This window comes from Acetobacter sp. P5B1 (assembly GCF_018811985.1).
Taxonomy (GTDB): Bacteria; Pseudomonadota; Alphaproteobacteria; order Acetobacterales; family Acetobacteraceae; genus Acetobacter; species Acetobacter cerevisiae.
This window is the reverse complement of the sequence record NZ_JACRVS010000005.1, coordinates 156,826-168,988: the sequence shown is the minus strand read 5'-3', so window position 1 is coordinate 168,988 and position 12,163 is coordinate 156,826. Positions and strand designations below refer to the sequence as shown.

General features: G+C 59.2%; 10 protein-coding genes. 6 read left to right on the top strand and 4 right to left on the bottom strand.

The features are described from left to right. From KP703_RS05180 to KP703_RS05155, 6 genes are all read left to right on the top strand, one after another. Nucleotides 1-472, top strand: a 472-nt coding sequence (locus tag KP703_RS05180) for an energy transducer TonB (RefSeq protein WP_062271793.1), incomplete at its 5' end; no start/stop codon positions are given. An 89-nt stretch (nucleotides 473-561) separates the two neighbouring features. Beyond that, on the top strand, nucleotides 562-1,590 hold the full coding sequence (locus KP703_RS05175) for a MotA/TolQ/ExbB proton channel family protein (RefSeq protein WP_082779863.1): 1,029 nt from the start codon (nucleotides 562-564) through the stop codon (nucleotides 1,588-1,590). A 2-nt stretch (nucleotides 1,591-1,592) separates the two neighbouring features. Then, nucleotides 1,593-2,018, top strand: coding sequence for a biopolymer transporter ExbD (locus KP703_RS05170; protein ID WP_062141650.1), 426 nt, complete (start codon nucleotides 1,593-1,595; stop codon nucleotides 2,016-2,018). Between the two features lie 120 nt (nucleotides 2,019-2,138). Further along, a complete protein-coding gene (locus tag KP703_RS05165) occupies nucleotides 2,139-2,579 on the top strand; it encodes a biopolymer transporter ExbD (protein WP_062141649.1) in 441 nt (146 codons plus the stop codon). A 4-nt stretch (nucleotides 2,580-2,583) separates the two neighbouring features. Then, nucleotides 2,584-3,804: a tetratricopeptide repeat protein gene (locus tag KP703_RS05160; RefSeq protein ID WP_062250442.1), complete on the top strand. Its 1,221-nt coding sequence runs from the start codon at nucleotides 2,584-2,586 to the stop codon at nucleotides 3,802-3,804. A 154-nt stretch (nucleotides 3,805-3,958) separates the two neighbouring features. Then, a complete protein-coding gene (locus KP703_RS05155) occupies nucleotides 3,959-4,510 on the top strand; it encodes a GNAT family N-acetyltransferase (protein ID WP_215754007.1) in 552 nt (183 codons plus the stop codon). A 9-nt stretch (nucleotides 4,511-4,519) separates the two neighbouring features. Here KP703_RS05155 and KP703_RS05150 read toward each other — a convergent pair whose 3' ends face one another. The 4 genes from KP703_RS05150 to KP703_RS05135 form a co-directional block, all read right to left on the bottom strand. Then, on the bottom strand, nucleotides 4,520-6,055 hold the full coding sequence (locus tag KP703_RS05150; RefSeq protein ID WP_215754006.1) for an efflux transporter outer membrane subunit: 1,536 nt from the start codon (nucleotides 6,053-6,055) through the stop codon (nucleotides 4,520-4,522). 4 nt (nucleotides 6,056-6,059) lie between these two features. Then, nucleotides 6,060-9,215 (bottom strand): efflux RND transporter permease subunit, encoded by a 3,156-nt coding sequence (locus KP703_RS05145; protein WP_062250446.1) that lies wholly within the window; start codon nucleotides 9,213-9,215, stop codon nucleotides 6,060-6,062. A 5-nt stretch (nucleotides 9,216-9,220) separates the two neighbouring features. After that, a complete protein-coding gene (locus tag KP703_RS05140) occupies nucleotides 9,221-10,396 on the bottom strand; it encodes an efflux RND transporter periplasmic adaptor subunit (RefSeq protein WP_062250448.1) in 1,176 nt (391 codons plus the stop codon). 226 nt (nucleotides 10,397-10,622) lie between these two features. Next, nucleotides 10,623-12,020, bottom strand: a complete 1,398-nt coding sequence (locus KP703_RS05135; protein ID WP_215754005.1) for a sugar porter family MFS transporter — start codon at nucleotides 12,018-12,020, stop codon at nucleotides 10,623-10,625. Nucleotides 12,021-12,163 lie beyond the last annotated feature (143 nt).

Below are 12,163 nucleotides of genomic sequence, written 5' to 3'. Positions count from 1 at the left end.
GGTCATGACGGTTCCGCCGCCGCCGTATATTCCTCCGCCGAAGATACAGCTGCCGCCGCCGCCGAAGCCGCCGATCAAGCATGTGGCCCGGACGCCGCCCAAACAGGCGACGCCTCCGCAGACGACAACGGCTCCGGCACCGCCCGTGTCAAGCGAACCGGCATCCACTGCGGCACCGTCCAACTCGCCGGATACTTCGGCTGGTACATCGCCGCTGAACAACGCCCGGCCCGTCTATCCGCCTGATATGGAGGAAGACAACATTGAAGGCCGTGTGACTGTTGCATGTGATGTGGAGACAACGGGGATGACGAGCAATTGTTCTGTTCAGTCCGTGCAGGGGGGACAATCCTTCGCGCAGGCTGCTCTGGATTACGTTCACAAGGCCCGGTATCGCCCGGCTATGAAGAACGGTGCGCCCGTCAAGGAGCTTCACAAGGTGTATGTGATCAGGTTCAGACTGGATGACTGATCCCGGCGTTTAGCCGAACTCTGCAGAAAACTGTCTGGTGCGGGGAGGCCCCCGTCACCAGGCCGACAAAGATAAGGATTTTTAGGTACATGATCAGACTGTCTCGTCTTCCAGTGTCGGGTCTCGCGGTTCCGGCCCTCGCGGTCATGCTGGGCACGGCGACACCGGTTCTGGCTCTGGCTCAGGATGCCTCTGCTCCTGCTGCATCAGCGCCTGCTGCTACGGATTCCACCACAGCACCTGCCGCTCCTGCCCCCGACGCCGCCGCTCCGGCTCCGACTGACACGGCTGCTCCTGCCGCCCCGACGCCTGACGCGTCCGCCCCGGCTGCCCCGGCAGCTGATGCGCCTGCTCCGGCTGCCGCTGCTCCGGCCACTAAAGAAGAAGCCAACCCGTACGGTCTTGGCGCTCTGTGGTCCAACGGTGACATCATCGCACGTGGCGTGCTGATGATCATGCTGATCATGTCCCTGGGCACCTGGTTCATCATGATCACCAAGTTCATCGAACAGGCTCGTCTGTTCGCTGCTGCTAAAGAAGCCACCAAACAGTTCTGGACGAAGAGCACCATTCAGGAAGGCGCTGCTGCCCTGAAGTCGACCTCTCCGTTCCGCTACATTGCTGACACCGGCATTGTTGCTGCTGAACACCATGAAGGCACGATGCAGGAATCCATCGACCTGAACAGCTGGACCTCCCTGTCCATTCAGCGTTCGGTGAACAACATCCAGAACAGCCTTCAGTCTGGTCTGGCCTTCCTGGGCACCGTGGGTTCCACGTCTCCGTTCATTGGTCTGTTCGGCACCGTCTGGGGTATTTACCACGCTCTGACCGCCATCGGCATTGCTGGTCAGGCTTCCATCGACAAGGTTGCTGGTCCGGTTGGTGAATCCCTGATCATGACGGCTATTGGTCTTGCGACCGCTGTTCCGGCCGTGCTGGGTTACAACCTGCTGGTGCGCCGTAACAAAGGGGCTATGGACCGCGTGCGTGACTTTGCGGCTGATCTGCAGTCCATCCTGATTGGTGGCGTGCGTCATGGCGCCGGTGCAGAAAGCATCGTTGTGCGTCCTGACAACTCTCCCACCACCTCAACTGTCTCTAACCGGGTAGGTTAATCATGGGTATGTCTGTCGGAGACAGCGGGGGCGAAGACGACGTCGTATCGGCGATCAACACAACTCCCCTCGTTGATGTCATGCTGGTGTTGCTGATCATCTTCCTGATCACAATTCCGGTTGCAACCCACACGGTCAAGGTAACTTTGCCGAAGGATATGAACCAGCCGACACAGACAAAGATGTCTAACGTCGTGCTTGCAGTGGCGGAAAACGGACAGGCATACTGGGACGAAACGCCGCTCAAGGGCCGGGCCGATCTTCTGGATCGGCTTGAAAAGGCGGCGGTCCAGAAACCGCAGCCGCAGATTCAGATCCGTGGGGATATCAAGACCCGCTATGAATCTGTCGGCAAGCTGGTCGAGGCCTGCCAGGAAGCTGGTATCTATCATATCGACTTCATTACCGAGCGGCCAAAAACCAACTGACCGAGCAGGGAGGTTCCGCCTTCTCTCCTTCGGGAGGGCAGGCGGGCTTCAGTCCACTATCCCGCGTCCGGCCTGGTTTGGACCGTGCCGTGGAACCAGAGTTTGAGAGAGTGACACCCCATGGGCATGAATGTCGGATCGGAAAGCACGACGGAAGACGAAGGCATTGTCGATATCAACACCACGCCGTTGATCGACGTGATGCTGGTTCTGCTGATCATGCTTATCATCACAATTCCGTTGCAGACCCAAGCCGTTTCCATTGACCTTCCGCAGGGTAACCCCCCGCCTTCCACGGTTGAATCCCCCGTGGTGACGCTGGCTGTCGATTTTGACAATAGCATTACCTGGAACGGTCAGCCGGTTACCAGTGAGGATGATCTGCAGGCCCGCCTGCGTGAAGCCGCCACCGGACCGGAAGACCAGCAGCCGGAAGTGCATCTGCAGCCAAACCGGCTGGCCGATTACAAAACGGTGGTGCATGTTATGGCAGACGCCCAGCGACTTGGCGTGACCAAGCTTGGTATCGTCGGGCAGGAACAATTCGCAGAAGGTCAGTGATCTGATGTCATCTCGTCTTTTACGCGTCGCGCTGTTCGCAAGCGCTGCATTCGCTCTCTCTTACCCCGCAGCTCAGGCTGAGGACGTGCTGGGGGCGGATGTTGGCAAGGCGCTGCAGCAGGCACAATCCGCTCTGTCCGCTCACGACTACACCAAGGCCATGGCCGCGGTGAATGCCGCTGACGCGGTAAAGGGCAAGAGTGACTACGAGTCCTACACCATTACCCAGATGCGCGCCGCTGTGGCGACACAGGGCGGCAATCTGGATGTGGCAACCCAGGCTTATGACAAGCTGATTGCCTCTCCGCGCACGCCCAAGGACACCAAGCACCAGATGCTGATGTCTGAAGCAACAATGGCCTACACCGCAAAGGACTACCCGCGCGCGGTTAAAGCCATTGAGCGCTACCAGAAGGAAGTTGGCTCCAATGCCACAATGGATACGCTTCTGGCGCAGTCCTACTACCTTCAGAAAGATTATCCGAATTCCGTTCGGGTGCTGAAGCAGCAGATCGATCAGGAAATCAAGGCGAAGAAAACGCCGGCAGAATCTCAGCTGCAAATGCTGGGCGCCAGTGCGACCGCCATGAAGGATTCCGCGACCACCACGCATGCGTATGTGCTGCTGGCCACCTATTATCCCAAGCAGGAATACTGGGCGCTGCTGCTGCACGAACTCATCGTGAACCCCAAGATTCCGACGTCACTCCAGCTGGACGTTTATCGTATCCGTCTGGCTGCCGGGAACGTGTCTCAGGCGCGTGACTTTATGGAGATGACGGAAATTGCCATGCAGTCCGGCATGCCGCAGCTGGCGCTGGACCTGATGAATCAGGGCTATCAGGCCAATGTACTGGGGCAGGGTGCAGAAGCGCCGCGTCAGGCACGCCTGAAAGCCATGGTTGAGAAATCCGTTGCTGACAAAAAAGCCTCCATTGCGGCTGATGAAGCGGCAGCGCTCAAGCAGAAGACCGGCGATGACCTGCTGACGGTTGGCTATAACTACGTCACCTTCGGGCAGGCAGATAAAGGCCTCGGCCTGATGCAGCAGGCGATGAGCAAAGGTGTGACGGACATGAATGTGGCCCGCCTTCACTACGGTCTGGCTCAACTGGCTGCCGGTAAAAAGGCAGATGCCATTGCCACGCTCAAAACCGTCGATGGCGGAGCTGGCGCGCAGGACATTGCTCAGCTCTGGGTTCTGAAACTCTCTGCGGCCAAATAAAAGCAGTTAACCCTCTCCGGGTGTGGAAAAGGTCGTCTCCTGGAGACGGCCTTTTTTATTGCCCGTAGCGTTTCACGGAGCTGAGGCAGGCTGGCGGAGCTTTGCTGGCACATTTCTCTTGTGAGAGCCGGCCGGTAGGTGGCAACAGCGGGGCATGTGTTCTTCTGTTTCTCTCCTTGGTGAAAAGCCTTCCCGTGTTTCAGTGCGTCTGGCACGGTATGAAGATGTCGTGTTGCTGCCTGAAATTGAGCGTTCTGCGGCACAGAGCTTCCGCACGATTCCCGCGCTGGCATGGATTGCTGAGGGGGCGTGCCTTCCGATCGACACGCATCTGGCGAGTCTGGAGGCAGGGACGTGCTGGGTAGCCGTGACAGAGCAGGAACGCCCTGTCGGGTTTCTGACAGCCGAACGCGAGAAAGACCGGCTTCATATTCTGGAAGTATCGGTGGAGGCGCAGGCTCAGGGGCGCGGGGTAGGGAAAGCCCTGTTAGCGGCGGCATTTCAGGCGGCGCAGCAGACTGGGCTGAAGCGTATCACGCTCACCACCTGCCGGGATGTGCCCTGGAACGCGCCCTTTTACCATAAAATCGGTTTTGACTATCTGGAGGAGGCCGCTCTGGACAGTGACCTGCGGGCTATTCTTGAGGAAGAAGAAGCCTGCGGTTTCCCGCCCGGCACGCGCTGCGCCATGCAACGCTGCCTTTAAGGGTTTTTGTCAGCCTGCGTCAGTTTGGCGCACAACACTGGTTGGCTGCTGGGCTGAGGCCTCCGTATGCTGCTTCCAGCCGCCCCCCAGAGCGCGATAGATGGTGATCAGGTTCTGGTATTTGGAGACGGCCACCATAATCTGCATCTGCTGGGCCTGCAGGTAAGAGCGCTGTGATTCCAGTGTGGTCAGATAGGAATCAGACCCGGCGTTAAAGCGCATTTTTGCCAGACGGAACGCATCGGCGGTGGAGACCACAAGGTCGTCTGCCTGTTTGTTCTCATCCAGATAGGCTTCACGTGCGGCCAGTGCATCGGCCACTTCACGGAAGGCGGTCTGCACCGTCTTTTCATACGTGGCAATCTGGACGTCACGCGCGGCTTTAGAGGCTTTCAGATTCCCGCTGTTCATGCCCCACGTCCAGAGCGGGATTTGCAGAGACGGATTGAGCCCCCACGTCGTGGCCGCTGCCGTAAACAGTTTATGGAACTGAAGGCTGGAAACGCCGTCGGATGCTGTCAGTGTCAGGCGCGGGAAGAAGGCCGCACGGGCCGCCCCGATATCGGCCTGAGCCGCCAGCAGGTTATGCTCGGCGGAAACAATGTCCGGCCGCCGTTCCAGCAGGTCTGAGGGCAAGCCTGCAGGCAGGTCTGCGAGAAGCGTCTGTTCCCCCAAAGAGCGGGCCGGGGGCAGATCTGTCGGGATGGGCGCGCCAATCAGCAAGGCAATCAGGTTTTCGTCCTGCTCGACCTTCCGGCGGGAGTCGGCGCGGAGTGCCGCACTTTGCTGCACCTGCGTTTCCGCCTGACGGACGGTGAGCAGGTTTTCTTCCCCATGCTCATATTTTGTACGGGTGAGGTTGAGGGTGTCCTGCTGGTTGGCCAGCGTTGTGTCCGCCAGAGCCAGCGTGTCCCGATCCCCTAACCACGTGACGTAAGCAGTGGCGACCTGTGAGATGATGCTGATGGCCATGCTGCGCAGGGAGGCTTCCTGCGCCAGTGCTTTTTCTGCAGAGGCCTGGGTCAGGCTGCGAATGCGGCCAAACAGGTCAATTTCGTATGAAGAAAAGCCGATTCCGCCCTGATAGTATTTAAAGACGCGACCCCCGCCAAAGGCTTCGTTGCTCTGGTTCTGCTCCAGCCCCGGTGCAAAGCTGAGGCCCGATGCGCTGGCCGGAGCCTGATAAATAGGACCGCCTGTTGCAGAAATGGTGGGGAAGAGGCCCGCATGCTGCACATCATACTGCCCCTGTGCCTGCGCAATATTGGCTGCGGAGATGCGCAGATCCCGGTTTTCACGCAGGGCAATGGTGATCAGGGCTTTCAGCCGCGGGTCCGTAAAGAAATCCTGCCAGCCGATGTCTGAGGCCGCCCGCGCAAGGCGCGGATTCCCGGTAGCCTGATACGCAGGGTATGTGTTGGCCAGCGGCGGTGTAGGCCGCGTGTATTTGGGAATCATGGTGCAGCCGGACAGCAGGCCGGCTGCCAGAGTCAGGCTCAGAGCACGGAAGCGGCGCGAGGAGTGTGAGGGGACGTGTGACGACATGCGCTTACTCGTTTCCGGGAACTGACGGGGCAGAAGACGGGGTTTCCTGACGTTCGCTGAGGCGACGGACCTTGAACAGCCGCAGTACCACCACAAAGAAAACCGGCACAAAATAGACCGCCAGCAGGGTGGCCGTGGCCATACCCCCCACCACCGCGGTGCCAATGGCTACGCGGGAGGCGCTGCCCGCGCCCGTTGCGATGGCCAGCGGGAACACGCCGACGACCAGCGCAATGGAGGTCATCAGAATGGGGCGGAGACGTTCGCGGGCGGCCGTCAGCACCGCGTCACTCAAGGACTCGCCGCGTTCAAAGGCCATTTTGGCGAATTCCACAATCAGAATGGCGTTTTTCACGGCCAGACCAACCGTAGTCAGCAGCCCCACCTGAAAGTAGACGTCGTTATCAAGGTTGCGCCACAGCGTTGCGGCAATGGCCCCGAGAACGCCCAGCGGAATGACCAGCATCACCGCCAGCGGGATGGCCCAGCTTTCATACAGAGCCGCCAGACAGAGCAGGATGACAACCAGCGCCAGCGCATAGAGCGGACCGGTGGAGGAGCCGGACGCAACCTGTTCAAAGGACAGACCGGTCCACTCGTAGCCGACACCCGCCGGCAGCTTATTCAGAACGCCTTTAATGGCGTTGATGGAATCGCCCGAGCTGTAACCCGGCGCAGGCTGGCCCAGAATTTCAAAGGCATTCAGGCCGTTATAGTTTTCCACTTTCTGCGGGCCGACTTCCCAGTGTCCTGTTGCAAAGGCATTCAGCGGAGTGAGGGTCTGCAGGGCGTTGCGGATATACCATTTATCCAGATCGCTCGGCAGCATGCGGGCTTCCGGCACGCCCTGGATATAGACCTGCTTCACACGGTCATTCCGGGTGAACTGGTTCACGTAGATGGACCCCAGCGCCCCCTGAATGGTGGTGTTGATGTCATCAATGGTGATGCCAAGCGCGTTGGCTTTTTCCCGGTCGATATCCAGATGGTACTGGGAAGCGTCTTCCATACCGTTCGGGCGCACGGCCATCAGGCGTGGATCTTTGGAGGCCAGACCCAGCACCATGTTCCGGGCTTCCAGCAGCTTCTGATGGCCCAGATGGCCGCGGTCTTCCAGCTCAAGGTCAAAACCGGTGGCGTTGCCCAGTTCCAGCACAGCTGGCGGGTTGATGGCGAAGATTTGCGCTTTGGGGCTGAACCAGAAATGCTGCATGATCCGCCCGGCAATGGCCGAGGATGTCTGGGAGGCCAGAGGGCGGTCTTCCCAGTCTTTCAGACGGATGAAGAACGCGCCGGAGTTCTGACCCTGCCCGGCAAAGTTGAACCCGTTGATGGAATAGACGGATTCAACCAGAGAGCCTTCGGACTTGAGAATATAGTCGGCAACTTCGTGGTTGACGGCCTGTGTTTCTGCCATGGGCGTGTTGGGCGGCATGGTGATCTGCCCGAAGATCAGCCCCTGATCTTCATCTGGCAGGAACCCGCCGGGTAGACGCATGAACAGGAACACGGCCAGCGCTGTGATGACAACAAACCCGAGCATGGAGAGCACAGTCCGGCCGATAAGGAACTGCACGCCCCGCAGATAGCCATTGGTCAGGCGGTTGAACTGGCGGTTGAACCAGCCAGCGGGGCCGGTTGTTTTCTCATGCCCGCCCGCTTTGAGCATGGTGGCGCACAGGGCCGGAGTTAGCACCATTGCCACCAGAACGGACAGCCACATGGCCGCAACAATGGTGACGGAGAACTGGCGGTAAATCACGCCCGTGGAGCCGGAGAAGGCTGCCATGGGCAGGAAGACGGCTGTCAGCACCAGCACGATGCCAACCAGTGCGCCGGAAATTTCATCCATGGAGACGCGAGCAGCATCTACCGGAGAAAGCTTCTTCTCCGTCATCACACGTTCGACGTTTTCCACCACCACAATGGCATCATCCACCAGCAGACCCACGGCCAGAATCATGGCCAGCATGGTCAGGGTGTTGATGGAGTAGCCCAGAATATTGAGCACCCCGAACGTGCCGAGCAGCACGACCGGCACGGCGATGGTCGGGATAAGGGTCGCCCGGAAGTTTTGCAGGAAGATCAGCATCACGACAAAGACGAGCGCGATGGCTTCCAGCAGGGTTTTGACGACTTCCTCAATGGAGAGAACGATGAACGGCTCTGTATCCAGCGGGTAGACGGTTTTCAGGCCCGGCGGGAAGAACTTTTCAAGCTGGGTGATCTCGGCGCGGATGGCCGCTTCCGTCTGCATCTGGTTGGCACCCGGAGCGAGCTTCAGCGCCATGCCGGAGGCGGGCAGATTGTTGTAGAACGAGTTGGTATTATAGGTCTGCGGGCCCAGCTCCACCTTGGCGATATCGCTGATGCGGACCTGAGATCCATCTGGCTGCACCTTGAGCAGAATCTTCTGGAATTCTTCGGGTGAGGTCAGACGCGTCGGGCCGATGATGGTGGCATCCAGACGGATCGCCTTTTTGGCAGGCAGGCCGCCCAGTTCACCGGAGGAGACCTGGATGTTCTGGGTCTGGATGGCGGTTTCAACGTCCTTGATGGTCAGGCCGTAGCTGTACAGCTTGCCGGGGTCCATCCAGATTCGCATGGCGTATTCCGACCCGAACAGGGTGTGGTCCCCCACGCCGGACACGCGGCTGAGCGGGTCGGAAATGCTGGAGGCGACGTAGTCGGCAATATCACTGCCGGTCATGCTGCCATCGGTGGAGATGAAGGCCAGAACCATCATGAAGTTCTTCACGGCCTTGGTGATGCTCAGGCCCTGAGCCGTCACTTCCGGCGGCAGCTTGGGCTGGGCCAGCTGCAACTTGTTCTGCACCTGCACCTGCGCAATATCCGGGTTGGTCCCCTGCGCGAAGGTGAGGTCGATCTCCATCATGCCCGAGGCGTAGGACTGGGCGGAGATATATTCCAGATGATCCAGCCCGAACATCTGCTGGAGAATGGGGCGCACGACCGTATCGTTCACCGTATCTGCCGAGGCACCGGGATACGTCACGGAAATGGCGATCTGCGGAGGAGCAATGCTCGGATACTGTGAGATGGGCAGTCGGAAAATGGACAGACCACCCACCAGCATGATGATCAGGCTGATCACCCACGCAAAAATGGGGCGATCAATAAAGAAACGCGAAAGAGACATCCGGTTTACTGCCCTTTGTTCTGGCTGGAGGCGTCGGATGCTGCCTGCGCGGCTGCGTCGTCCGTGGGTTTGACCTTTGCACCGGGTTTGATCTTTTGCAGACCAACGGTGACGATGCGCTCACCGGCTTTCAGGCCGCCTGTCACCAGCCAGTCCGTGCCAACGGCCTGGCCGATCTGGATCTGGCGCAGTTCCACCGTATCATCCGCTTTGACCACCCAGACCTGCGGGTCCCCATGCGTATTGCGGCTGACCGCCTGCTGCGGCACGAGCAGCCCGTTGGGGTCCGCGCCTTCATCCAGCTGGGCATGCACATACATACCCGGCAGCAGCAGCTTGTCCGGGTTGGGCATGAGAGCACGCACCACGACGGAGGCCGTGGACGTATCCACGTTCACTTCGGAAAGTGCCATACGGCCCGTATGTTCATAGGTGCTGCCATCTTCCAGCGTGAGGGTGACGGGCACCTCACCATTGGCCTGACGGGTAATGCGGCCTTCCGCCATTTCGCGCTTGAGGCGCAGCAGGGTGATGGCGGGCAGATTCACGTCCACATAAATGGGGTCCAGCCGCGTGACGACGGCCGTATTGTCCGTCTGGTTCGCAGTGACGAGCGCACCCACGGTGATAATGCTGCGGCTGATGCGGCCCGTGATGGGCGAATTCATGCGCGTATAGCCCAGATCAACCTGGGCGTTTTCAACCTGTCCTTTGGCGGTCAGAATCTGGCCCTGTGCTTCTTTTTCGGTGGCGAGGGCGTCGTCATAATCCTGATGACTGACGGCGTGCGCCTGCAACAGAGACTTATAGCGCTGGAGTTTGGCACGGGCGGTGACTTCCGCTGCCTCGGCCTGAGCCAGCTGGCCACGGGCGGTGTCATAGGCCGCCTGATAACGGGACGGGTCAATCTGATAGAGCTGCTGTCCGGCCTGCACGTCTGCGCCTTCAGTAAACAGGCGCTTCTGAATAACGCCTGTTACCTGCGGGCGGACCTGTGCAATTTCGTAAGCATCCGTGCGGCCCGGCAGAACGGTATGCACATTGACGGACTGCGCGTGGAGCGTAATGACCCCGACCTGCTGCGGTGGCATGGCGGGAGTGGCGGCTTTGCGGTTACAGCCGGACAGCGCCAGCAAAGCGACAGCAGAGAGCAGGACCGGGCGGAATGGAAGGGAATGCATTGTCACTCTGGCGGATCCTGCCTTTGGAAAACAAAAAAACGAAAAGGGACACGAACACCGGTTCTGATGCGCCTGATGAGCCTTGCTCAAGGACCGGACTCAGGGCGTGCAGAAAGATGAAGTGTATCAAAAAACAAAATATGGAGGCCTGAAACAGTACTAAGCGTTACCGTTTCAGGCCTAAGCTAAAAGGCGTCAACAGGCTAGTCAAGCCACCTGAAAAGCGTCAGCGGCCAATATCGCGCAGTTTTTTGCCGGCCATGAGGTTTTGCTCGATCACTTCAAGCGAGACCCCTCTTGTTTCGGGCACAAGCAGACGGGTGAACACGAAGAAGACGGCGTTGAGAGCGGCAATCAGGCCAAACGTCAGCGGCGCCCCCAGCGCGTTCAGCAGGCTGAGGAAGGAGACGCCGACAATCATGTTGGAGACCCAGTTCGTCAGGGTGGACAGGGTAATGCCCAGATCCCGGCCTTTGATCGGCTGAATTTCCGAACACAGAACCCACATCAGCGGCCCAGCGGACATGGCGTGGGCGGCAATAAAGATCATGATGAGGAAGACGCACAGCAGTTTGGCCGTCTGACTGTCCAGCCCATTCGCATTAAGCAGGGCGAGTGCGCCCATGGCGACGGTCATGGTGGTAAAACCAGCGTAAAGGATGGGTTTACGGCCCCAGCGATCCACCAGCCCGATGGCCGCTACCGTGGCCAGCACGTTCACAAAACCGATAATGGCCGTGCACCACATCTGCGCGGTGCCGACAAATCCCGCCAGTGCGAAAATTTTGGGGGCGTAATACATCACCACATTGATGCCCGCGAACTGCTGCATGGCCTGAAGCAGCATGCCCAGCAGAATGGAGCGCCGGAAATTGGCGTTCTGCCAGAGCAGCCCTATGCCACCCTGCCGCTGCTTGAGCTGCTCATCAATGGCGCGAATTTCGGCACGAGCTTCATGCGCGGTGGGGCGGAGGTCGGTCAGTACAGCCAGCGCTTCCTGCCGCCGGCCCTTCATCATCAGCCAGCGTGGGCTGTAGGGCAGGAACAGCACCCCAATGACGAACAGCACACSGGGGATGGCGATTACGCCAAACATCCACCGCCACTGGCCGTGGTAGCTGAACAGCGTATCGCTGATGAAGGCGAGGAAAATGCCCACCGTAATCATCAGCTGATAGGTGGAAATCATGGCCCCGCGTGTGTTCTCACTCGCAATTTCGGACAGGTAGAGCGGGGAGGTAAACGCGGCGATCCCGATGGCCAGCCCCATCAGGGCGCGCCCGACGATCATGCTGGCGACAGACCAGGACAGCGCACAGGCGACAGACCCGATGATGAAAATGACCCCGCCGATGACGAGTGCCCATTTGCGCCCGCCCAGACGTGCCAGCCAGCCGGCCAGAATGGCCCCGATGGCAGCCCCTGCCATCATGCCGCTGACAATCCATTCCTGCGCAAAGGTGGAGGCATGGAAAGCATCTGCAACAAAATCCAGTGCGCCGGAAATAACGCCAATGTCCAGACCAGACATAAGGCCGCCGGTTGCAGCAAGAATACCAATAATAATGGTGCGGAGTTGAGAGGTGGAGTCGCTCTCTGTCTCGACTGAAGGCTGGTTTTGCATGGGGGTTAAGGGTTTCCGTGAAGAAGATTATTATTATTGGCGCATTTGTGCTTGTCGTGACCGGGCCGGGTCATCCTTTATAGGGTCACCAGCTTCAGGATGGTCTCGGTAATGCCACAAAATGGCGGATAAATATATCTTTC

What these genes read in the sequence shown, in the direction of transcription:
- KP703_RS05150 (WP_215754006.1), bottom strand. Translation starts at nt 6,055, where the DNA reads ATGTCGTCACACGTCCCCTCACACTCCTCGCGCCGCTTCCGTGCTCTG.
- KP703_RS05165 (WP_062141649.1), top strand. Translation starts at nt 2,139, where the DNA reads ATGGGCATGAATGTCGGATCGGAAAGCACGACGGAAGACGAAGGCATT.
- KP703_RS05145 (WP_062250446.1), bottom strand. Translation starts at nt 9,215, where the DNA reads ATGTCTCTTTCGCGTTTCTTTATTGATCGCCCCATTTTTGCGTGGGTG.
- KP703_RS05155 (WP_215754007.1), top strand. Translation starts at nt 3,959, where the DNA reads ATGTGTTCTTCTGTTTCTCTCCTTGGTGAAAAGCCTTCCCGTGTTTCA.
- KP703_RS05140 (WP_062250448.1), bottom strand. Translation starts at nt 10,396, where the DNA reads ATGCATTCCCTTCCATTCCGCCCGGTCCTGCTCTCTGCTGTCGCTTTG.
- KP703_RS05170 (WP_062141650.1), top strand. Translation starts at nt 1,593, where the DNA reads ATGGGTATGTCTGTCGGAGACAGCGGGGGCGAAGACGACGTCGTATCG.
- KP703_RS05175 (WP_082779863.1), top strand. Translation starts at nt 562, where the DNA reads ATGATCAGACTGTCTCGTCTTCCAGTGTCGGGTCTCGCGGTTCCGGCC.
- KP703_RS05160 (WP_062250442.1), top strand. Translation starts at nt 2,584, where the DNA reads ATGTCATCTCGTCTTTTACGCGTCGCGCTGTTCGCAAGCGCTGCATTC.